We start from the raw sequence: 21,641 nt of genomic DNA, 5'->3' as shown, positions 1-21,641 counted from the left end.
CAATGGCGGCTTGCCTATGGCCGGGGACGGCGAAACTTCGTCGCGGCGCAGCTTGTGTCCTAAATCCGCCAGCGTCGCCCCGCCGTCTGCACGCCGAACAGCGACGGATTTCTGGCATAGGCGGCCAGCCCTAAAAGCGCCGCCAGCGGATGGGTGATGACGTAGACCGGCATGCTGCGCATCAGGGCGCTATGCGGCGCCTTGTCCTCGAAGGCAGCGCGGAAACTGCCGGTCCGCAGCGCCGGCAGGATTTTTTGCGCGATGCCGCCGGTGAGGAAAACACCGCCGCGGCTCATGAACACCAGAGCGAGGTCGCCGGCGGTGCGCCCCAGGCAGGTGACGAAGATCGACAGCGCCTCTTCGGCCACCGGATCGTTCCTTGCCAGCGCCGCGGCGGTGATCTCGGCAGGCGTGGTGAAGGGCGACGGCTTGCCGTCCGCTTTGGCCACCGCCCGGTAGGCGTTTACCAGGCCGCGTCCTGACAGGATCTGTTCGCCGGAGATGCGACCTTCGAGCTTCTCGATATGCGGAAACACCTCGAAATCACGCGGCGAGCGCGGCCCGATATCCATATGGCCGCCCTCGCCGGGCACCGGTATCCAGTGATGCAGCGCATAAACCAGCCCGGCGACGCCGAGCCCGGTTCCCGGGCCGAGCACCACCCGCCCGGAATTCGGTTCCGGCTCGTCGCCGCCGATCTTTTCCATGTGCTCTTCGCCGAGCGCGACGACAGCCAACGCCTGCGCCTCGAAGTCGTTGAGCACCACGACGTCGCCGAGACCGAGACTGGCGAACATCTGTCTCGGCTTGACGATCCATGGGCAATTGGTGAGGGGGATCTCGTCGCTCTCGACAGGGCCGGCCACCGCCAGCACAGCTGAATTCGGCCGGACCGACGAGCGGTCGAGCACGGCCGACTGGATCGCCTCGTCGATCGTATTGAAGTTGGCGGTTTGGACGATGGTCGGCTCGCCGGCCTCGGAATTCGCGTCAAGTACGATCGAGAAGCGCGCATTGGTGCCGCCTATGTCGCCGATCAGGATCGGAAATCGCAACAGAGTGTCGTCGTCGCTTACGCCTGGCATGCTCTCGTCCGTTCCCGACGCGTATCGCCGTTCTCTCGTTGACTAGCGCATGACCGCAAAAAGGGAAATCGGTTTTCGAAGTGGAGATGCACGGATGCAGACAGCGAACACACTGCCCGCATCAGTGCCCCGGTCGTGGCCGCGGCAGCGGAATGCCGAACTCGGGCGTCGCCATAAAGGCGTTCGCCGAGGCCGGAAGCGCTGCCGCGCCGGCTGCGAGCGTCGGCGGCAGCGAAGGCTCTGCCGCAGGAGCAGGTGCGGCCGCAACCGGCACGCCGTCGCCATAGTAGGTGACTGCTTCCGCCGAGGGCGGAGCCGGCGCGTCGAGCACGAACTGGCATTGCCTGGGCAGGTTCGCCATCGTCATCACGTCGCGTGCCTTCGGCTTGTCCGGGTTCTTGTTGGGGCGCCACGGCTCCTCGGTGAACCACCAGGCCAGTGCCTGGTCGCAGCCATCGCCCGGCGCCGTCGCTTCCTGCGCCTTGCAGTCGGGTGACCCAGGCTGGCAGCTGATGCGAATGTGGAAGTGGTAGTCGTGGCCCCAGAACGGCCTGACCTTGCGCAACCAGCTACGGTCGCCTTTGACCGTGTCGCAGAGCTTCTTCTTGATCCCGGGATTGACCAGGATGCGCTCGACTTCGGGATAGCTCGCGGCGCGCCTCAACAGCCGCGTATGCATCGGCGTCCACAGCCCGTCCTTCACCAGATGGGTCTTTTCGTCGACCATCAAGGTAGCGCTGATGTTTTCGCGCTCTTCGGCCGAGAGCTTGCGGTCGGGCATCGGCGTCAGCCAGATGTCGGCGTCGAGGCCGATCTGGTGCGAGGCATGGCCGGTCAGCATCGGACCGCCGCGCGGTTGCGAGATGTCGCCGATCAACAGGCCCGGCCAGCCGTCGGCAGCGGCATCGCGCGACAGCTTCTCGACCAGCGCGATCATTGCCGGATGGCCCCAGCGGCGGTTGCGCGACGGTCGCATCACCTCCCAGTGCCGGCCGTCCAGGGGCAGGGCGACGCCGCCGGAAAAACAGCCTTTGGAATAGAAGCCGATCGATTGCGCTGCTGCGAGTGCCGGCAGTTTTTTGGCGCCGAACAGGTCCTTTGCCCGTTGCTCGGCGCTCCCTGGCTGCGTTGCAAGCGCCGCCAAGCTGGCGACGGCCAGTGCTGCCGTCAGCGGCAGCGTTTTGCCGGGCAAGGCTCGCTTCAACATTTTCCCCAAGCTGGACCCCTCCGCGATTTGAACCGCATCATACCATAGCCCGCGCAACGTATCGATCAGGACCGTTTCATCGGGCTGCGCGCCTCACCGTCGCGCCAGTCGCCGCTCGCCCACATGGCATCGAGCGCCGAGCGATAGTCGGGAAAGCGAAAGCCATAACCGGCCGCCTTGATCGCCGCGTTGGCGACACGCTTGTTCTCGCCATAGAAAGACCGCGCCATGGGCGAAAGTTGGGCGGTCTCGAACGGAATTTCGGGCGGCGGCTCGATGCCCATCAATTGGGCGGCATAGGCGACGACGTCCTGCGGCGGCGCCGGCAGGTCGTCGGTGATGTTGAAGATGCCGCCGCGATTGCCTTCAGCTAGATGCCAGAGCGTGCCGGCAATGTCGTCGCAATGGATGCGGTTGAACACCTGGCCCGGCTTGACCAACCGCCGGGCGGTGCCGTTTTCCAGATTGACCAAGGCGTTGCGGCCTGGCCCATAAATGCCGGAAAGTCGCAGGATCGCCACCGGTCGGCCGACGTCGTGGCCCAGTTTCACCCAATCCTGCTCGGCGGCAACCCTCATCGCTGATCGCTTCGATACTGGCCGGCATTCGGCGGCCTCGTCCACCCAATTGCCGCCATGGTCGCCATAGACGCCGACGGTGGAGAGATAGGCGATCCATTCGAGCTCCGGCATGTTGGCCGCGATCTCCTCGCGGGCCGCGCCCAGCACCGGGTCGCCGGCCTCGTCCGGCGCGACCGAGACGACGAGATGGGTTGTCTTCCCAAGGGCATCGCCGATTTCGGAGGTCAGCCTGCCATCGAATCGCAGCGGCACGATACCGGCTTGCCGCAGCGCCGGGAATTTTTCCAGCGACCGTGTTGTACCGAAGATCGTTGTGTCGGCATCCCTGTTGGCGCGGGCGAAGGCCTTGCCTGAATAACCGGCGCCGAAGACGAAAATCTGCTTTTTTGTCATGTATGCGCCTCGATCGGCTTTGGCAGGGGCAGAAGCCATTCGCCTCTCACCGCCTCGTTATCTTCTGCCTGCAACGCGGCTGCGGCACGTTCGGCAAACTCCCGACCCGGCACCAGCCGCGACAGCGCCCATACCGCGGCTCCGCGAACCAGGGGCGAGGCGTCGTCGAGCAGCGCGCGAACGGCGCCGGCCAGCGACGAGTCCTGGGAATTGCCGGCCGCTATCAGCACGTTGCGGATAAAACGGTCGCGGCCGATGCGCTTGATCGGCGAGCCCGAAAAGAGCGTTCGGAAGGCAGTGTCGTCGAGACGCAGCAGCTCGGCGATCGGCGGTTCGCGCAAGTCCGCGCGGGCGGCAAGCTTTGCCTCCGAAGCGGCTTGGGCGAACTTGTTCCACGGGCAGGCGGCCAGGCAGTCGTCGCAGCCATAGATGCGATTGCCGATCTTTTCCCGGAACTCATGCGGGATCGGTCCTTTGTTCTCGATGGTGAGGTATGAAATGCAGCGCCGCGCATCGAGCCGGTAAGGCGCCGGAAAGGCATCGGTCGGGCAGGCGTCGAGGCAGGCCCGGCAGGAGCCGCAATGATCGTCCTCAGGCGCGTCCGGCACCAGCTCGGCCGTCGTGAAGATGGTGCCGAGGAACAGCCAGGAGCCATGCGCGCGGCTAACCAGGTTGGTGTGCTTGCCTTGCCAGCCGAGGCCGGCCGCCTCGGCCAGCGGCTTTTCCATCACCGGTGCGGTGTCGACAAACACTTTCACGTCACCGCCGGCGCGCGCCACGATCTTGCCGGCGATCTCCTTCAGCCGGCCTTTCATCACGTCATGATAGTCGCGGTTCTGCGCATAGGCCGAGATCGCGCCGCGGTCGCGCTTCGCCAGCACCTCGCGTGGGTCGTGGTCGGGGCCGTAATTCATCGCCAGCACGACGATCGAGCGGACCTCTGGCCAAAGCGTCGTCGGTTTGCCTCGCCGCTCGAGCGTTTCGGCAATCCAGCCCATCGAGCCGTGAAAGCCGTCAGTAACGAATTCGGCCAGCCGCTCCGGCGCCTGCGGGATCGCATCGGGCGTGGTGACGGCAACGGCGTCGAAGCCGGCGTTCCGCGCCTCGCGGTCGATGAGCGCGCGCAGCTTTGCCGTATCAGAAATCGAGATCCGCATAATGTGACACCGGCGACAGGCCGCGCACCCGGTCGGACAGAAGCGGCCGGAACGAAGGCCGTGATTTCACCCTTGTATACCATTCGCGCGCGGCGCTGTGTTCGCGCCAGTCGATCTCGCCGAGATAGTCGAGCACCGACAGTGCCGCCGCCGCCGCGAGATCGGCATAGGTGACCTTGTTGCCGGCCAGCCAGTGACGAGTGCCGGCCAGCCAGTTGGTGTATTTCATGTGCTGGCGGATATTGGCACGGGCGGCTCGGATCGCCGCCGAATCGGGCGAGCCGCCGCCTGCCGTTTCCGGCATGACCGGCTTCAGGACGCGCTCGCGCACCAGATGCCGGGTAACCTCGCTTTCCGCCTTGTTGAGGTACCAGTCGGTCAGCCGGCGGATTTCGGCGCGCTCCATCGGATCCTCGGCGAACAGCCGCTTGTCGCGCTTGAGTACGCCGCGCGTCTCGTCGAGATATTCGGCGATGACCATCGCGCCGACGATCGGCACGTCGCCCTCGGCAAGCAGGATCGGCAGCGTGCCGGCCGGGTTCAGTGCCAGGAACTCCTTGCGCCGCGTCCACGGCTTTTCTTCGATCAGCGCCAGTTCCTCGGCATACTCGCCAAAGGCGAGGCGGACGAAGCGGCAGCTGGCGAACATCGGATGGTGGAAAAGCGTCAGCATGGTCCCGCGATAATAGAGCGCACTGGCAAATCGCCGGCTGCGCCGGTAAGTCTTGGCCGCCCGATTCAGGGGCTGTCAGGGTGCTGCGACCTATAGGGGGAGTTCCGCGCCGTGACAAGCAAACCGTTTTCTCAAGCCCGCCCTCCAACGCCGAGGTTGCCATGGAAAGCCAAACCGTAGTCGAAGCGCTGCTGCTCGGCATGCTCGAGGGCCTGACCGAGTTTATTCCGGTGTCTTCGACCGGTCATATCCTGCTCGCCGGCCATTTCCTCGGCTTTCATTCGACCGGCAAGGCCTTCGAGATCCTGATCCAGCTCGGCGCCATATTGGCGATCCTCAGCGTCTATTTCCGCCGTCTCTGGAAGATGCTGCTCGAGCTGCCCTACGATCGGCTGACGCGGCATTTCGTCCTTGGCATTCTCATCGCATTCCTGCCGGCGGCCATTATCGGCGCACTGGCGCATGACTTCATCAAGACGGTGCTGTTCGAATCGCCGCGGCTGATCTGCATCATGCTGATCATCGGCGGTGTCATCCTACTGCTGGTCGATCGCATGACGCCGAAGCCGTATTACCACGATGTCGAGCGGTTTCCGACCAGGCTTTATCTGCAGATCGGGCTGTTCCAGTGCTTGTCGCTAATCCCCGGCACGTCGCGTTCGGGCTCGACCATCGTCGGCGCGCTGCTGCTCGGCGTCGACAAGCGGGCGGCGGCGGAATTCTCTTTCTTCCTTGCCATCCCGACGATGGTCGGCGCCTTCGCCTTCGACCTGTTCAAGAACCGCAATGTGCTAAGCAGCGCCGACTTGCCCATCATCACGGTCGGCTTCGTTGCCGCCTTCGTCACCGCGCTAATCGTCGTGCGCTTCCTGCTCGACTACGTCTCGCGCCATGGCTACGCGCTGTTCGGCTGGTGGCGGCTGGTCGTCGGCATCGTCGGGCTGACGGGGCTGGCAATCTGGGGGTGAGCCGGCGCGGATAGCGCAATCCCAGCCGGAACTCTATTCTTGCCCGAAGCCGAGCCATACGATCTTGTGGACGTATGGTTGGCAGGGGGAATGCGTGAGCGAAGTTCTTGACGCCCTCGTTATTGGCGCCGGTCCGGCGGGTCTCGGCGTCAGCTACTTCTTGAAACGGCAGGGCCGCAACCACCGTGTACTCGATCGAGGCCGGATTGGCGAAACGTGGCGAACGCAGCGATGGAACTCGTTTCGACTGAACTCGCCGACCGTCCGCTCCATCTTACCCGGTGATTCCTACGACGGCCCCGAGCCCTGGGGCGCGATAACCCACCACGAGTTCGTCGCATACCTCGAAGGCTATGCCGAGCGGCACCGGTTGCCGGTAAGCACTCAAACTCCGGTGCAAGAGCTGACCAGAGACGACGGGATCTTTCGCATCACCACGACGGACAGGGCATTTCTGGCGCGCACTGTGGTGATCGCCACCGGCGACCAGAATCGGCAGGTCCGGCCAGCAGGGTCGGCGGATTTGCCAACCGCAATTCGCCAAGTCGATTCCTCGGCTTATCGCAACCCGGCCGAGTTCGAGAGTGGCGCGGTGCTGGTGGTCGGCAGCGGCCAGTCGGGCGGCCAGATCGCCGAGGATCTGGCGTCGGCAGGACGTGTGGTCTTTTTGGCGACCAGCCGCAACGGCCGTTGGGTGCGGCGCTACCGCGGGGGCAACATACTCAAATGGCTGACGCTGTCCGGGTTTCTCGACGTTCCACGCAAGGAACTCGTCCTCCCCTCCGGCAAGCTGCAGGCCCGCGCGCTGGTCGGCGCGACCCACACGATCAGCCTGCAATCGCTGAGCGCGCAGGGCGTGGTGCTGCTCGGCCGCTTCAGGGGTGTGGAGAACGGCAACCTCGTCTTCGGCGACGAGCTCGACGACCATATGCGATTTGCCGACGAAGTCTCCGCGAATGCCAAGCGCCTGGTTGACGAGTACATCGAGCGCGCCGGCCTCGATGCGCCACTGGCCGAGGACGATCCGGCCGAGACGATTGAACCGCGCTTGCCCGATCCTCCGATCCGCTCCCTCGACTGGACGGCGAGCGGCATCAGATCGGTGATCTGGTGCACGGGCTTCACCGGCGATTTCTCGTGGGTTCGGCTTCCCGGCGCGCTCGATGCAGCCGGCCAGCCCGTCCACGAGGATGGCGTCGGCGCTGTTCCAGGTCTCTTTTTCGCCGGCCTCGATTTCGGATCGACGCGGAAGTCGGGCACCATACCGGCCATTCCAGAGGAGACGGCGGCCGTCGTGGAGCGACTTGTCCAAGCGCGAGCCGACTTGCCACGGAACGGCGTCTAAACCAGCCGTCGAACGCGGGTTCTTGAACTGCAAGAACATGACAGCTCTGGCGCGATCAAGACGACGTACGCTGCCTAGCGGACCGAGCCGGCGCAGTCGTTCGGAATGGTCGACCTGGAGACGCCAAAGGAGGCGCGTCAAGGCGCACGATCGGTCAGCGCGCTCGCGCCTTCCTCCGCGGCGCAATGTGCGCAGCAGTAGATGATGTCATCCTGTTCGACGCCATGTCCGATGATCCGGCATCCGCAATGCGGACACGTCGGAGCAAGTTTCTGGACCGCGCATTCGAAGCTGTCGAATGTGTAGGTCTCGTCGGCCATCGTCACGTTGAAAGCCTTATCGTAGTCATTCCCGCATTGATCGCATCTGGCCATAGTTCTTTTCCTTCTTTCACTGGCTCCAAGCTCGACCAACCTGTCGCGCGGCGATAGGTTCCCGCCAGGATCAGGGGGCCGTCCTAAGGCGGAGACGACCGCGAGCCTGTGCCACGACGCTGTTCGATCGCACGGATCACCTCGTCGATACCCCGCGGCTCGATGTCGAGTTCCTTCAGGCCAGGCACGTCGATTGCTGCCACATTGTCCTGACGCATGAGATCGACCTGGTTGCGCGTTATGGGGGCAGCCGGGAGGAGTTCCGCGACGCCAGCCAAGGCGTTCCATACCGCAAACGGCACCGGCATCAGCTGGACGTGCGTCCCGAGCTGTCGGGCGATCTCCCGAAGCAGTTCCTTATAGGTATAGATGCGCGGGCCAGCGAATTCGAATATGGATGAACCCTTGTGGGTTCGCCCGTCGATCAGCCGGCTCACTGCTTCTGCGACGTCCGCCACATGGACCGGCTGAAGCCGTGTGCCACCATCGCCGAACAGCGGATAGACCGGCAGGAGGCGTATCAGCCTCACAATGGTCGTCAGGAAAGTGTCGTCAGGTCCTGTCATGACGGCGGGACGCACAATGAAAGCGCCGGGAAATGCGCTTTCCACGGCACCTTCTCCGCGCCCACGCGCCCTTATGTAATTCGAATCCGATTGAGGATCGGAGCCGATCCCTGAAATCTGGACGAACTGGTCGATCGCGCGGTCGCGCGACGCGGCAGCGAGATCGGCCGCGGCTTTCACATGCACGCGTTCAAAGGTCTGGACGCCCTGCTCGACGTAAAGACTGACAGCATTCACGACCGCCTGCGATCCGGCAATGGCCGACCCGATCGAGGACGCATCCGTTATATCCGCGTCGACTGCTTCGGGCATCCTCGTAATCGAGGAAAAGACCAGGGCCACGCGAGCCGGATGGCGAGATGCGACGCGCACCGTGAAACCTCTTTCCAGGAGTCGCTTCACGATCCTGCGCCCGAGAAAGCCAGTTCCGCCGAACACGGTGACGATCCGTTCCGGGTTGAGATCGTCGGGATCCATTTGCCTCGCCATCCCTTTGTCCTCGCATAGCTGCCACGAGGACTGCCCTGGCCGGCACTTGAACCAGCCCGTCGAACATCAGGACGATTGAGGAACAACGCAGGAACGCTTTTGTTCCAGTCAGCGCTGGGCGGATGCTTGACAGATCGGCAAACCATGATCTGAACCGCAGGCGCAGCAAAACGGCCCCACTTCGAGAATGGCCTAGTTTCGCCCGTAAAACACATTCTCGACATGCACCGGCCAACGCCACGGCAGCACCGCCACCATGTCGAAGCGCACCGATAATTTTCCGTAGTCGGATTGGCGCGACAGCCAGAAATCGGCGGCGCCTTCGATGCGGTGCTCCGATTCGCGACCGACGGCTTCCATTGCCTCCATCAGCGTGCGGCGCGCCTTGACCTCGACGATCAGCACCAGATCGCCACGCCGCGCGATCAGGTCGATCTCGCCGAACCTGGTGCGGTGGCGGCGGGCAAGAATTCGGTAGCCTTTCAGCATCAGCGCCGCCGCCGCCAGCCATTCGCCGTGATGGCCGCGCCGGTAGGCCTTTTGCCGGCTGGCGCTTGGCCGTTCAGCCATCGCCGTCTCCGCCGGCCCCGTCTCTTCCAGCATTCTTGAGGTCGAGCAGCCGACGATAGAGCGTCTGCTTCTGGCCACCCGTCATCTTGGCGGCTTCCGCCGCTGCCTTGGAGGCCGGCATTTCGGCGGCGAGCGAAAGCAGCAGCCGGTCGATGTCTTCTGGCTCATCAGCGACCGCATCGGCCGGGCCGACGCAGATGACGATTTCACCCTTGGGCGTATCGGCTCCCGCATAATGGCCGGCGAGCGATTGCAGGGTGCCGGTCCGCATCTCCTCGAAAGTCTTGGTCAGCTCGCGGCCGATCGCCGCCTTGCGGGCACCGCCCAGCACCTCGACCATGGCACTGAGCGTCTCGGCCAGCCGGCGCGGCGATTCGAAGAAGATCAACGTTGCCGGCACCGCCTTCAGCGCTTCCAGCCGCGTCAGCCGCTGCCCGGTCTTCACCGGCAGGAAGCCGGCAAACAGAAACGCGTCCGAGGGCAGGCCGGATGCCGTCAAAGCGGCAAGTGCTGCTGACGGGCCGGGGATCGGCACGACACGAATGCCGCGTTCCAGCGCCTCACCGACCAGCCGGTAGCCGGGGTCGGAGATGAGCGGCGTGCCGGCATCCGAGATCCGCGCTACGCTTTGGCCGGCAAGCAGCGCCGCGATCACCTTCGGTCCGCCCTAGCCGCCATAGTGCGCGGGGTAGGCGGTGGTGCGGCGGCGGATGCCGTAGCGGTCGAGCAGCACGCGGCTGACACGTGTGTCCTCGCAAGCGACGATATCGGCGGCGGCGAGCGTTTCCAGCGCGCGCAGCGTGATGTCGGCGAGATTGCCGATAGGCGTCGCCACCAGGTAGAGCGCCGGCTCGAGCGGCCGGGCGGCGATTTCGGTCTGCCCGACCACATAACTGCGTTTGGCCGATTCGCCGGTCACCTGCACAACTCCGTTCGACCCTGTTTGGCACGGCTCACGCTTGGTTGCAAAAGCCTGGGTTGCAAAGGCCCGGGTTCCAAAAGGGATGCCGACGTGAACCAGCCGCCATGCCTTCGCCATAGTAGGGAACGAAACCGTTGCCGGCGAATTTTACACCTGATCTCGGGAGGAGCAGGATGAACAGCCTGACCATACAGGACGTTTTCGAACCCTACTATGCCGGCCGCAAACGCTTCGCCGCGCCATGCGACAAGAGCCTGCCTGCCGAAGCCGCAGATGGCAGAGCCAAGAAGCCGCTTGCACGCCAGCGATCGACAGAGAGCAAGCAAGCAAACGAAACCGACCGCACGATGGAGCACTGACCGGACGATGCCCAATCGCTTCGACATTTTCATCACCCGCCTCGAAACAAAAAGCGCCCGCGATGGCGCAGCGTCACATTCCGCAGACGACCAGCACCATGCCTCACGCGACAAAAGCGAGATCAAGCCGGCCCGTTCCGGAGAGACCAGCGAAAAAGATCGCGCCAAACACCGCCACAAGCACGAGGCTTGACCCCGCAAACCTTAGCGATCGGTCGAGACAGTTCTCGAAGCGCGGTTGCGAATGCTCCGCCATGTATCCTTCACCCAGATACTTCGAGACGCGGGGCTCCAGCAGGTCCACCAGAGCCGGGTCCATGAATGCATAGTCGTCGGGAATATCGAGGCAGATTACTCGAGCCTTTTTCAGGCTTGTCTTGAATTTCTGCTGCAGTTTGGCGCGGTGCGTTTTTTCCATCACGAAGATGATGTCGGCCCAGGCGACGAGTTCATGCGTCATTAGTGCCGGCCGAAGCGACCTCGATGTCCCGCCGCTTGGAAAACACCTGCTCCGCCGTCGGGCTGCGCAAGCGATTCTGGCTGCAGGTGAAGAGAACGTTCTTCAACGTGCTATCTGGCCAAATCCGCCACGACCGCATCGAGCACGATCATGCCGGCCGGCGTGGCGCGCAGGCGGGCATTGCCGATCGGTGCCACCAGGCCTTCGTCCTGCAGCACCGACAGCCGTGCCGTCGACAGGCCGCGCCCTGAAAATGCCTCGTAGCGGGAAAGGTCGATGCCTTCCGCCAGCCTCAGCCCCATCAGCAGGAACTCGTCGGCCTCTTCCGAGCGCGTCAGGATTTCGCCGCCGGTAACGCCATGGCCCTTGGCCTCGACCAGATTGGCCCAGGTCTCCGGCATTTTCTCGGCGATCGTCACCACGCGGCGGCCATTTTCGACGAACCGGCCATGCGCGCCGGGACCGACGCCGACATATTCGCCATAACGCCAGTAGGTGAGATTGTGCCGGCTTTCGGCGCCGGGCCTGGCGTGGTTGGAAATCTCGTAGGCCGGCAGTCCGTGCGCGGCGGTGATCTCCTGTGTCAACGCGTAGAGATCGGCGGCAAGCTCATTGTCTGGAATGATGAATTTCCTTGCCGCATGCAGTGCATGGAACGGCGTGCCTTCCTCGATGGTCAGCTGATAGAGCGACAGATGGTCTGCGGCGTGGCCGATCGCCTGCTCGAGCTCCGCCTGCCACGCTTCCGGCGTCTGACCAGGTCGCGCGTAGATCAGGTCGAACGACAGCCGTGGGAATATCTCGCGCGCCAGGCTGATCGCATGCAGAGCCTCATCGACATTGTGCAAACGGCCGAGGAAGCGCAGATCCTTGTCGTTCAGCGCCTGCACGCCAAGCGACACCCGGTTGACGCCGGCCGCGCGATAGCCGCGAAAGCGCTCGGCCTCGACCGAGGAGGGATTGGCCTCCAGCGTCACCTCGATGCCACCGGGCACCGTCCAGTTCTTCGCCACTGCATCCAGCACCGCCGCCACGGTCTGCGGCTTCATCAGCGATGGCGTGCCGCCGCCAAGAAAGATACTGGTCACCTCGCGCGGCCCGGTGCGGCCGCGCATCGTCGCCAGCTCGGTCTCGAAGGCGCGGGCAAAACGCTCCTGGTCGACCGGCTGGTGGCGGACATGGCTGTTGAAGTCGCAATAGGGGCATTTGGCCGCGCAGAATGGCCAGTGGACGTAGACGCCGAAACCGGGGCTGCGGTCGAGCAGCATGGTCATGCGCCGGCCAATCGGGCTTGGGCGAATTTCTGGAAGGCACGGGCACGGTGCGACAATGCGGTTGGCTGGCCGGGCTTCCAGCCATGCTTTTCCTCCGCGCTCATCTCGCCGAAGGTCTTTTCGAACCCATCGGGCAAGAACACCGGATCGTAGCCGAAGCCGAGCTCGCCGCGCGGCGGCCATACCAGCGTGCCCTCGACCTCACCGCGAAAATATTCCGCCTGGCCATCAGGGAAGGCAAGGCAGATGACCGCGACAAAGCGGCCCTTGCGCTGGGCAGGCGTGATCGCGCCAACTTCTTGCAAGGCCACTTCCGTGCGCTGCATGGCCATGCCGAAGTCGCGGGAGCCGTCCGGCGTCTCGGCCCAGTTGGCGGTGTAGACGCCGGGTGCGCCGTCGAGCGCATCGACACACAGGCCGGAATCGTCCGACAGCGCCGGCAATCCAGTTGCCTTGGCGGCGGCCAAGGCCTTTATGAAGGCGTTCTGCTCGAAAGTGGTGCCAGTCTCGTCCGGCTCCGGCAAGCCGTATTCCTTTGCGGACTTCGCTTCTATGCCGAATGGCGCCATCAGATCGGTGAATTCGCGCAATTTGCCGGCATTGTGGCTTGCGACGACGATCTTATGCCCATCAAGCGAATGAATAGTTGGTGAATGAACAGGCGGCGAATGCATCAGATGCCCCAAATTCTTGGCTCGGCGAATTCGATCGAATTGCCCGAGGGGTCGCGAATATAGATCGAGCGACCGCCCTGAGGCCATTCGAACTCACTTTCGATGGCGATTTTCTTCGCCTCAAGATGCGCTTTCCAGCGTGGGATTTCATCCGCGCTTGCGGCGAAGCAAAGATGGCCCTCGCCGACCGTGCCATGCGGCGGCACGGGCAGCTTGGCGTCGGCCCGCGGCGGCACTTTGGTCGCCTCGGCATTGAAGATAAGCAGCACGCCGTCGCCGCAGCGGAAGAAGAGATGCCTGCCATCGACCTTACCGAGCAGATCGAGCCCGAGGACGCCCGAATAGAACCGTTCCGCGGCAGCAAGGTCCGTCACGTAGAGTGCTGATTCCAGGATTGCGGAAGGAGTCACAGGATCGCCAATCTCTCCAATATTGACCGCAGCTAAGCCACCGCCATCTGCTGCAAGCTGACCAGGCGCTGAATGCCTTTCTTGGCGAGCTCCATCAGCGCCGCGAACTGCTCTTCCGAGAACGGCTCGCCCTCGGCTGTGCCCTGGATCTCGACGATGCCGCCCTTGCCGGTCATGACGAAATTGGCGTCGGTGCCGGCCGAGGAATCCTCGATATAGTCGAGATCGATGACCGGCTGGCCATCATGGATGCCGCAGGAGATCGCCGCGACGTGATCCTTAAGCACCTTGCCCAGGCTCGCCATCTGGCGGGCTTCCATCCAGCGCAGGCAGTCGTAGAGCGCCACCCAGCCGCCGGTGATCGAAGCGGTGCGCGTGCCGCCGTCGGCCTGGATCACGTCGCAGTCGACGGTGATCTGCTGCTCACCGAGCGCCTGCAGATCGACCACGGCGCGCAGGGAGCGGCCGATCAGCCGCTGGATCTCCAGCGTGCGGCCGCCTTGTTTGCCGGCCGAAGCCTCGCGGCGCATGCGCTCGCCGGTCGAACGCGGCAGCATGCCGTATTCCGCCGTCACCCAGCCCTTGCCGGAGTTGCGCATCCAGCCCGGCACCTTTTCCTCCAGGCTGGCCGTACACAGCACATGCGTGTCGCCGAACTTCACCAGGCACGAGCCTTCCGCATGCTTGGAGACGCCGCGCTCGAAGGAGATGGGGCGCATTTCGTCGAATTGGCGTTTGGAAGGGCGCATTCAGGCTTCTTTCTTTCTTCGGAATCTTGGCCGGGGAATCTTGGCCGGCTTGTAGCCGCACGGGGCGTGAGGCGCAAAGGAAAATGGACCGGTTGCGCCGACGCCGCGGAAGTCTATATCTTCGGACCGGAGGTTTCTGGCTCGAATGACCAAGGTAGTCGATCCCGGTTCGCAGTCGCCATTGCTCTCGTCGCCGGCACTTCAACCGCCCGCGCTTCAATCGCTCGATATGCGTTCGCGCGACATCTTCCGGCGCATCGTCGATTCCTATTTGAAGGATGGCGAGCCGGTCGGTTCGCGCAGCCTGTCGCGCATCCTGCCGTCATCGCTGTCGCCGGCCACCATCCGCAACGTGATGAGCGACCTCGAGCATCTCGGCCTGATCTACGCGCCGCACATCTCGGCTGGCCGGCTGCCGACCCAGGCCGGCTTGCGCTTCTTCGTCGATGCATTCATGGAACTCGGCGACCTCTCCGACGAGGAGCGCCGCACCATCGAGGCGCAGGTGCGCGCCTCCGGCTCGGGCGCGACGCTGGAGCATATGCTGACCGAGGCCAGCCAGATGCTGTCCGGCATGTCGCGCGGCGCCGGCCTCGTGCTCGCCGCCAAAAATGAGGCGGCGCTGAAGCACATCGAATTCATCCAGCTCGAGCCGACCAAGGCGCTGGCCGTGCTGGTCTCGCAGAACGGCGACGTCGAAAATCGCGTCATCGATCTGCCCGCCGGCATCACCGTCTCGCAATTGCACGAAGCCTCCAACTTCCTCAACGCCCATATCCGCGGCCGCACCCTGGCCGAGGCCCGGGTCGAGATCGCCCGCATCAAGGAAGAGACCAGGGCAGCCCTCGACACGCTGTCGCAGGATCTGGTCGAGAAGGGCCTGGCGGTCTGGGCAGGCGCCGAAAGCGGGGTGCCTGGGCGGCTTATCGTGCGCGGCCGCGCCAATCTCCTGGAAAACGTCACCGCCCAGGCCGACATAGAATTGCTGCGGCATCTGTTCGAGGATCTGGAGACGCAGGATGGACTGATCCAGCTCCTCGACCTCGCCGAGGAAGGCCCGGGGGTGCGCATATTCATCGGTTCGGAAAACAAGCTGTTTTCGCTGTCGGGCTCCTCGCTGGTGGTGGCACCCTATCGCGACAAGGACGCGCGCGTCGTCGGTGCGCTCGGCGTCATCGGGCCGACGCGGCTGAATTATGCGCGCATAGTACCGATGGTCGACTATACCGCGCAGCTGATTTCGCGCATGCTGCGCTAGGAGCCGCCGCGGCCTGCCGCAAGGAGAAAAAGAATGGCGCTGGAATCGTTCAAGGCCCAGATCAGCCTGCTGCTCGAGGAAATGGTCAATCAGCCTGAGGATCACCACGAGGTGCAAGAGCAGTTGCGTGAGAAGCTGCAAGAGATGCGGGCCATGGGCCTGCCGCTGCCGGCCGATCTGGTCGCGCTGGAAAAGCGACTCGACGACGACTTCTACGCCTCTGGCAACTGAACGGGGTTCGGCTTCAAATCCTCGTGTGCTGGACCACCGCTTGGAACGACCAATGCCTGATCCCGTTTGCCCTCTTCGAGGCAAACCTCGGAGGACGTTAATGATCCGATCTGGCGGCTTTGCGGCCGTTGCCGCTGCCCTCCTTGTCGCGACACCGGCAGCCGCCCAGCAGGCGGATCAAAAGGTGCTCAAAGGCGAAGCCGCTTTTGGCGATTGGCACGCCGACAGGCCTGGCGTCCGCCGCCTGATCGGGCCGCAAGACATGCCGGCAGCCGACCCCGCTCAATCCGCTTCGAACGGCGGCGGCGTGGCGGAACGGCCCGAAAGCGCCGAGCCAGAATTGCCGCCGGGCTTTTCGGCCGAAATGATCGCCTCCGGACTCTATAATCCGCGCGTCGTTCGCATCGCTCCGAACGGCGACCTGTTCATCGCAAACGGCCATGCCGACCAAATACGCGTCTACCGTCTGGCCGAGGGCCGCGCCAAACCCATCGAGAAAGCGATTTTCGCCCAAGGCCTCAACTATCCATACGGCATCGCCTTCTATCCGCCAGGCGGCAAGCCGCAATGGGTCTATGTCGCAAACAGCGACAGCATCGTCCGCTTCCCCTATCGCGACGGTGACCTGAAGGCGTCCGGTAAACCAGAAACCATTGTCGCCAAAATCCCGTCGGGCGGTCACTCGACCCGCGACATCGCCTTCTCGCTTGACGGCAAGACGCTTTTTTTATCGGTTGGCTCGGACTCGAATGTCGCCGAGGACATGGACAAGCAGCCGGATGGCGGCCTCGACGCCTGGGCGAAATCAAAGCCGCTCGGGGCGGCCTGGGGCCCCGAGGACGGCCGTGCCGATGTGCTCGCCTTTGACCCGGACGGGAAAAATCCCCGAACTGTCGCCACCGGCCTGCGCAACTGTACGGGCATGACGGTGCAGCCCGCCAGCGGCGCGTTGTGGTGCGTCGTCAACGAGCGCGACGAGCTCGGCGACAATGTGCCGTTCGAGTTTGCAACTGAAGTCAAGGACGGTGCGTTCTATGGTTGGCCTTGGTACTACATCGGCAACCACGAGGATCCGCGCCATCAGGGCGAGCGGCCAGACCTCGCCGGCAAGGCCACTGTCCCCGATGTATTGATGCAGGCGCATTCGGCGCCGATGAACATAGCCTTCTACGACGGCAAGAACTTTCCGGCGGATTACCGGGGGGATGCTTTCGTCACCATGCATGGTTCGTGGAACCGTGGCGCCAGGACCGGCTACAAGGTGGTGAGGCTCAAATTCAGGGATGGCAAGCCGACCGGCGAGTATGAGGACTTCATGACCGGCTTCGTCATCTCGAACGACGCCGTCTGGGGCCGCCCGGTCGGTGTCGCCATGGCCAAGGACGGTTCCCTGATCGTCACCGAGGACGGTAACGGCACCATCTGGCGCGTTACCTACGAAGACGGCCGCTCCTGAACGGCGGCGTCGCCTGCTGCGCTGGCGCAATCGAATTCGGCCCGAGGGAATTCACCCAACTTCAACATTGTGCGACAAGCGCGAACCATGACGCTCACCGGGTTCCTCGCCTATAGCGCCGCCCTCGGCATCGCCGCAGCCATCCCCGGCCCAGGCGTCACCGCGCTTGTTGCGCGTGCGCTGGGTTCCGGCTTCCGCTCGTCGCTGGCCATGTCGTTCGGGCTGATGCTCGGCGACCTGACCTATTTGACTGCCGTGGTGCTCGGCCTGGCTTTCGTCGCACAGACGTTCGGCATGGTCTTCCTGGCCATCAAATGGCTGGGCGTCGCCTACCTCGCTTTTCTTGGCTGGCGTTTCTGGACGAGCGGCATCACGCCCGAAACGGTAGAGGCGAAGAAAGGCAAAGGCGGCTTGGCATCCAGCTTTGTAGCCGGTCTCGCCGTCACACTCGGCAATCCGAAGACGATGATCTTCTATCTCGCCATCACCCCGACCATCGTCGATCTGAAGACGATCACACTGGCCGATTACGGCATCCTGGTCGCGCTCACTATCATCGTTCTGCTCGTGGTGCTGGTGCCCTATCTGGCGCTGGCGGCCAAGGCGCGCTGGTTCCTGAAGTCGCCGCGGGCGCTGAGGGCACTCAACCGCACCGCCGCCGGCTTCATGGTCGGTGCGGCGGCGGCAATTGCCGCCCGCCAGTAGATCTCTTCGCCAATCCGCCCAACGCCCTGCAAGGCGCCGGTATTCAGCACGACCGTCACCCGGATATTTTTCGAACGTGCCTATCTTGCGCGGTGGATGGCTCTATCCTATGCCCGCCCGGCTCTTGCCGCTTGACCTCTGGGAGGAAAACCAATGAACAAGCCCGCCACCCACACACACGTGCCCGGCCGCGGCCGCATCTACAATTCGATCACCGAGACGATCGGCGACACGCCGCTGGTGCGACTGGATAAATTCGCCAGGGAGAAGGGTGTCGTCGCCAATCTGCTGGCCAAGCTCGAATTCTTCAACCCGATCGCCTCCGTCAAGGACCGCATCGGCGTGTCGATGATCGAGGCATTGGAGGCTTCGGGCAGGATTACGCCCGGCAAGACCACGCTGATCGAGCCGACCTCGGGCAATACCGGCATCGCGCTCGCCTTTGCCGCCGCCGCCAAGGGCTATAAGCTGATTCTGACCATGCCGGAAACCATGTCCGTCGAACGCCGCAAGATGCTGGCGCTGCTCGGTGCCGAGCTGGTGCTGACCGAAGGGCCGAAAGGCATGAAGGGGGCCATCGCCAAGGCCGACGAGCTGGCGGCAACACTGCCCGACGCCGTCATTCCGCAGCAATTCGAAAACCCCGCCAATCCGGAAATCCATCGCCGCACCACGGCCGAGGAAATCTGGAACGACACCCATGGCGAAGTCGATATCTTCGTTGCCGGCATCGGGACCGGCGGCACCATCACCGGCGTCGGCCAGGTGCTGAAGAAGCGCAAGCCCTCGGTGCATGTCGTCGCCGTCGAACCGGAAGCCTCGCCGGTGCTGTCGGGCGGCCAGCCAGGCCCGCACAAGATCCAGGGCATTGGCGCCGGCTTCGCGCCAAAAATCCTCGACACGACGATCTACGACGAGATCGTCAAGGTCTCGAACGAGGATTCGGTTGCCAATGCACGGCTCGTCGCTCGGCTCGAAGGTGTGCCGGTCGGCATTTCGTCGGGTGCCGCCCTGCAAGCGGCGATCGTCGTCGGCTCGCGGCCGGAGAACAAGGGCAAGAACCTGGTGGTCGTCATTCCATCCTTCGCCGAACGCTATCTGTCGACGATCCTGTTCGAAGGGCTGGGTGCGTAAGTCCTCGACACTTCATCTCGCGACAGGTTCCAATAACAACGCCCAGGGTCTAGATCGCAGCTCGCTGGACCGCTGAAAAAACACCTGTGGCGGCCGTCGCTCGCTTGAGCAGGGTGGTGCTTCCGGTTCAAATCGCCACCGGCCCTATGCCGGCTGGCGGAGGATTTCATGTACAAGCTCTATACGCGTGCCAATACCGGCGGCTTTGTTGTCGAGGCGGCGCTCGCTTTGGCAGGCGTGCCTTTCCACCAGATCGACGTTCCGAAGGGCCGCCTCGATCAGGCCTTTCTTGATATCAGCCCCTTGAACCAGGTGCCGGTCCTGATCTTGCCGGACGGACGCTCGATGACCGAATCCGCGGCGATCTGCATCCTGCTGGCCGAGCGCCACCCGGAAGCAGGACTGGCGCCCGCGGCAAGTTCGCCTGACCGTGCGGATTTCCTGCGCTGGATGTTTTTCATGTCCTCCGTCATCTATCCAGCCAACCTGCGGTTCTTCTACGCGCATCGCTATACGGCCGACGCCGGTGGCGTGGACGCCCTCAAACAGGCGGCGGTCTCGGAAATGGATCGCAGCTTCGCCATTCTCGATGCCGCCCTCGACGGCCGCGACTGGCTGGCCGGCGACCAACTCTCGCTGGCCGACATCTATCTCGTCATGTTGGTGGCCTGGCATCCGGAGGTCGCGAAGGTTCCAACCGCTTGGCCGAACATCGAACGCCTGTGGGCCAATTTGCGGGAACATCGGGTGATGAAGAGGCTGAATGCTTCCCACGACATGTGGCCGGCCTGAGCACTCCGCCTTGTCTCAGTCTTTTTCCGCGCGGCCGAGCTCTGCCCGTCGTTCCTGCAGGAACCGGCGCACGGCTGGATCGCGTTCGAGGCCGATGGCCCGGTCATAGGCCTCGCTCGCCTGCGGAACTTTGCCGAGCCTGGCCAGCAGGCCCGCGCGGGCGGCCCAGTAAGGTTGATAGTCATACAGCCGCTTATCGCCGCTGAGTTGATCAAGGGCGCCCAATCCTGCCGAAGCACCTTCGGCCTCGGCAATGGCCACCGCACGGTTGATCGAAACCACCGGCGAGCCGGCAATCACTGACAGCGCGTCATAGAGCTCCTTGATCGCGACCCAGTCGGTGCCGCCGGTCAGCCGTCTTGTCGCATGGGCGGACTGCACGGCGGCCTCAAGCTGGTAGCGGCCGACAACGCCCTTGGCCGCGGCGCGCCCGAGCAGCGTCTCTGCTTCATCGATCAGTGTATCGTCCCACAGTGCAAGATCCTGCTCGGCCAGCGGCACATAATCGCCCGCCGCATTGCGCCGCGCCGCGCGCCGCGCTTCGGCGAACAGCATCAGCGCCAAAAGGCCGAGCGCCTCCGGCTCGTCCGGCATCAGCGTGGCCATCAGACGGCCGAGCCAGATGGCTTCTGTCGCGAGATTGCGGCGCCGCGTTTCGGTGCCGGCCGGGTCGGACCAGCCTTCGGCAAACGCCGCGTAGATTGCTTCCAGAACGGTGCCCAGCCGCTCGCCGAGTTCGGCCCGCTCCGGCACGCGGAACGGAATGCCTGTCTCGCGAATTCGCGTCTTGGCGCGCACCAGGCGCTGGCTCATCGTGGCTGGCGAGACAAGGAAAGCCGAGGCGATCGTCGCTGCGTCGAAGCCCAGGACCGTCTGCAGGATCAGCGGCGCGCGGACGCCGGCCTCGATCGCCGGATGGGCGCAGGCGAACATCAGCCGGAGCCGCTCGTCCGGCAGGTCTTCGTCGACCATGCGTGCCTCCATCTCCTCGGCGATCAGCCTAAGGTGGTCGCGGGCCGCCTCGCTTGTCAGTCGTCGTCTGACCGCGTCGACGCGGCGCTTGCGTGCCACCGCCAGCAGCCAGGCTTCCGGCTTGTCGGGCACGCCCGCCTGTGGCCAACGCTCGAGCGCCGCTGCAAAGGCATCTGCCAAGGCGTCCTCGGCAGCGGCCACGTCGCGTGTGCGCGCGGCGAGATACGCGACCAGCTTGCCGTAGCTTTGCCGGGCGGCCGCTTCCGCCGCCGCCCGCGCGATCTCCGGACGACTGTTCATCACACGGTCACTTCTGGGATGGGTACTCGGTCATTTCCCAGATCGGCCGCACCTCGATCGTGCCGGTGCTGGCACCGGGGCAGCGAGCCGCCCAGGCAATTGCTGCGTCGGCGTCCTCAGCCTCGATCATGTAGAAGCCGGCGAGCTGCTCCTTGGTGTCGGCATAGGGACCGTCGAGCACATTGGTCTTGCCGTTGGCCATCCGCACCGTGGTGGCGGTCTGGGTCGGCTTCAACCGGTCGCCGGCCAGCCACGCTCCGGATTTCTTCAACGCCTCGGTATAGGCTCCATAGGCTGCGCTGATTTCGTAGGTCTTCTCCGTCGGCGCGACCGCCATCGCGGCTTCGTTCGCATAGATCAAAAGCATGTATCGCATGGTCTTCTCCCGTTTTTCTCGAAGGCCGCTCCGTTGCGGGCCGAACGTATGTCGCGTGGCCTCGCCCGATTTCGACACGCGCTGCAAAAATCTTTCGGCTCCCATGGCATTTCACGCAAGCTCAACCGTTCGTCTAATGGCGACAATTGCGGGTTGGCATT

The 21,641-nt window shown here is 64.0% G+C and carries 23 protein-coding genes and 2 pseudogenes; 9 read left to right on the top strand and 16 right to left on the bottom strand.

Annotated elements, in window-relative coordinates; translation table 11 throughout:
* Positions 1-59: 59 nt before the first annotated feature.
* The 5 genes from NKJ17_RS20190 to NKJ17_RS20170 all read right to left on the bottom strand — a co-directional run bounded on the left by NKJ17_RS20190 (position 60) and on the right by NKJ17_RS20170 (position 5,096).
* Positions 60-1,085 (bottom strand): glucokinase, encoded by a 1,026-nt coding sequence (locus tag NKJ17_RS20190; protein WP_352509719.1) that lies wholly within the window; start codon positions 1,083-1,085, stop codon positions 60-62.
* Positions 1,086-1,206: 121 nt separating this feature from the next.
* Positions 1,207-2,292, bottom strand: a complete 1,086-nt coding sequence (mepA, locus tag NKJ17_RS20185; RefSeq protein WP_352509731.1) for a penicillin-insensitive murein endopeptidase — start codon at positions 2,290-2,292, stop codon at positions 1,207-1,209.
* A 65-nt stretch (positions 2,293-2,357) separates the two neighbouring features.
* Positions 2,358-3,266: an SDR family oxidoreductase gene (locus NKJ17_RS20180; protein WP_352509718.1), complete on the bottom strand. Its 909-nt coding sequence runs from the start codon at positions 3,264-3,266 to the stop codon at positions 2,358-2,360.
* Positions 3,263-4,423, bottom strand: coding sequence for a tRNA epoxyqueuosine(34) reductase QueG (gene queG, locus NKJ17_RS20175; RefSeq protein ID WP_352689801.1), 1,161 nt, complete (start codon positions 4,421-4,423; stop codon positions 3,263-3,265). Before queG ends, NKJ17_RS20180 begins: the two co-directional genes overlap by 4 nt.
* A complete protein-coding gene (locus NKJ17_RS20170; RefSeq protein WP_254817994.1) occupies positions 4,404-5,096 on the bottom strand; it encodes a glutathione S-transferase family protein in 693 nt (230 codons plus the stop codon). The genes queG and NKJ17_RS20170 overlap by 20 nt, the downstream gene beginning before the upstream one ends.
* A 161-nt stretch (positions 5,097-5,257) precedes the next feature.
* Here NKJ17_RS20170 and NKJ17_RS20165 point away from each other — a divergent pair, with 161 nt between their 5' ends.
* Together NKJ17_RS20165 and NKJ17_RS20160 are read left to right on the top strand one after the other, a co-directional pair.
* Positions 5,258-6,064: an undecaprenyl-diphosphate phosphatase gene (locus tag NKJ17_RS20165; protein WP_352689800.1), complete on the top strand. Its 807-nt coding sequence runs from the start codon at positions 5,258-5,260 to the stop codon at positions 6,062-6,064.
* A 94-nt stretch (positions 6,065-6,158) separates the two neighbouring features.
* Positions 6,159-7,409 (top strand): flavin-containing monooxygenase, encoded by a 1,251-nt coding sequence (locus tag NKJ17_RS20160; protein ID WP_352689799.1) that lies wholly within the window; start codon positions 6,159-6,161, stop codon positions 7,407-7,409.
* A 137-nt stretch (positions 7,410-7,546) separates the two neighbouring features.
* Here the strand turns inward: NKJ17_RS20160 and NKJ17_RS20155 are convergent, their stop codons facing one another.
* The 4 genes and pseudogenes from NKJ17_RS20155 to rsmI all read right to left on the bottom strand — a co-directional run bounded on the left by NKJ17_RS20155 (position 7,547) and on the right by rsmI (position 10,327).
* The gene (locus NKJ17_RS20155; RefSeq protein WP_254817997.1) at positions 7,547-7,783 is read right to left on the bottom strand and encodes a metallothionein; all 237 of its coding nucleotides are present in this window, start codon (positions 7,781-7,783) and stop codon (positions 7,547-7,549) included.
* Between the two features lie 83 nt (positions 7,784-7,866).
* Positions 7,867-8,838, bottom strand: a complete 972-nt coding sequence (locus NKJ17_RS20150) for a complex I NDUFA9 subunit family protein (protein WP_352689798.1) — start codon at positions 8,836-8,838, stop codon at positions 7,867-7,869.
* Positions 8,839-9,030: 192 nt separating this feature from the next.
* A complete protein-coding gene (locus NKJ17_RS20145; RefSeq protein ID WP_023678973.1) occupies positions 9,031-9,408 on the bottom strand; it encodes a YraN family protein in 378 nt (125 codons plus the stop codon).
* Positions 9,401-10,327 (bottom strand): annotated as a pseudogene (gene rsmI / locus NKJ17_RS20140) (16S rRNA (cytidine(1402)-2'-O)-methyltransferase). The gene NKJ17_RS20145 and the pseudogene rsmI overlap by 8 nt, the downstream one beginning before the upstream one ends.
* A gap of 176 nt (positions 10,328-10,503) precedes the next feature.
* On the opposite strand from rsmI, the gene NKJ17_RS20135 reads away from it, so the two are divergent.
* Complete coding sequence (locus NKJ17_RS20135; protein WP_352689797.1) at positions 10,504-10,689, top strand: hypothetical protein; 186 nt, start codon at positions 10,504-10,506, stop codon at positions 10,687-10,689.
* A gap of 265 nt (positions 10,690-10,954) precedes the next feature.
* Here the strand turns inward: NKJ17_RS20135 and NKJ17_RS20130 are convergent.
* The 5 genes and pseudogenes from NKJ17_RS20130 to rph form a co-directional block, all read right to left on the bottom strand.
* A pseudogene (locus NKJ17_RS20130) lies at positions 10,955-11,255 on the bottom strand (low molecular weight protein tyrosine phosphatase family protein); the annotation flags it as partial.
* A 4-nt stretch (positions 11,256-11,259) separates the two neighbouring features.
* Positions 11,260-12,423 (bottom strand): radical SAM family heme chaperone HemW, encoded by a 1,164-nt coding sequence (gene hemW, locus NKJ17_RS20125; protein WP_352509494.1) that lies wholly within the window; start codon positions 12,421-12,423, stop codon positions 11,260-11,262.
* On the bottom strand, positions 12,420-13,067 hold the full coding sequence (rdgB, locus tag NKJ17_RS20120; RefSeq protein WP_352509499.1) for an RdgB/HAM1 family non-canonical purine NTP pyrophosphatase: 648 nt from the start codon (positions 13,065-13,067) through the stop codon (positions 12,420-12,422). The genes hemW and rdgB overlap by 4 nt, the downstream gene beginning before the upstream one ends.
* Before the next feature lie 29 nt (positions 13,068-13,096).
* A complete protein-coding gene (locus tag NKJ17_RS20115; protein WP_254818002.1) occupies positions 13,097-13,507 on the bottom strand; it encodes a VOC family protein in 411 nt (136 codons plus the stop codon).
* 32 nt (positions 13,508-13,539) lie between these two features.
* Complete coding sequence (rph, locus tag NKJ17_RS20110) at positions 13,540-14,256, bottom strand: ribonuclease PH (protein WP_352491199.1); 717 nt, start codon at positions 14,254-14,256, stop codon at positions 13,540-13,542.
* Between the two features lie 145 nt (positions 14,257-14,401).
* On the opposite strand from rph, the gene hrcA reads away from it, so the two are divergent.
* From hrcA to NKJ17_RS20080, 6 genes are all read left to right on the top strand, one after another.
* Positions 14,402-15,514 (top strand): heat-inducible transcriptional repressor HrcA, encoded by a 1,113-nt coding sequence (gene hrcA / locus NKJ17_RS20105; RefSeq protein ID WP_352648474.1) that lies wholly within the window; start codon positions 14,402-14,404, stop codon positions 15,512-15,514.
* A gap of 33 nt (positions 15,515-15,547) precedes the next feature.
* Positions 15,548-15,745, top strand: a complete 198-nt coding sequence (locus tag NKJ17_RS20100; RefSeq protein WP_352648472.1) for a hypothetical protein — start codon at positions 15,548-15,550, stop codon at positions 15,743-15,745.
* Positions 15,746-15,845: 100 nt separating this feature from the next.
* Positions 15,846-17,201: a PQQ-dependent sugar dehydrogenase gene (locus tag NKJ17_RS20095; protein ID WP_352689796.1), complete on the top strand. Its 1,356-nt coding sequence runs from the start codon at positions 15,846-15,848 to the stop codon at positions 17,199-17,201.
* An 87-nt stretch (positions 17,202-17,288) separates the two neighbouring features.
* Positions 17,289-17,906 (top strand): LysE family translocator, encoded by a 618-nt coding sequence (locus NKJ17_RS20090; RefSeq protein WP_352689795.1) that lies wholly within the window; start codon positions 17,289-17,291, stop codon positions 17,904-17,906.
* Between the two features lie 153 nt (positions 17,907-18,059).
* Complete coding sequence (cysK, locus tag NKJ17_RS20085) at positions 18,060-19,040, top strand: cysteine synthase A (protein ID WP_352689794.1); 981 nt, start codon at positions 18,060-18,062, stop codon at positions 19,038-19,040.
* Positions 19,041-19,208: 168 nt separating this feature from the next.
* Positions 19,209-19,832, top strand: coding sequence for a glutathione S-transferase family protein (locus NKJ17_RS20080; RefSeq protein ID WP_352689793.1), 624 nt, complete (start codon positions 19,209-19,211; stop codon positions 19,830-19,832).
* Between the two features lie 15 nt (positions 19,833-19,847).
* Here NKJ17_RS20080 and NKJ17_RS20075 read toward each other — a convergent pair whose 3' ends face one another.
* Together NKJ17_RS20075 and NKJ17_RS20070 are read right to left on the bottom strand one after the other, a co-directional pair.
* Complete coding sequence (locus NKJ17_RS20075; protein ID WP_352689792.1) at positions 19,848-21,104, bottom strand: RNA polymerase sigma factor; 1,257 nt, start codon at positions 21,102-21,104, stop codon at positions 19,848-19,850.
* Between the two features lie 7 nt (positions 21,105-21,111).
* Positions 21,112-21,480, bottom strand: coding sequence for a YciI family protein (locus NKJ17_RS20070; RefSeq protein WP_352689791.1), 369 nt, complete (start codon positions 21,478-21,480; stop codon positions 21,112-21,114).
* Positions 21,481-21,641: the final 161 nt, after the last annotated feature.

It is taken from the genome of Mesorhizobium sp. M0208, from assembly GCF_040322015.1.
In the GTDB taxonomy this organism is placed as follows: Bacteria; Pseudomonadota; Alphaproteobacteria; order Rhizobiales; family Rhizobiaceae; genus Mesorhizobium.
Note: the sequence above shows the minus strand (reverse complement) of the source record. Positions and strands in the feature narration are given on the sequence as shown.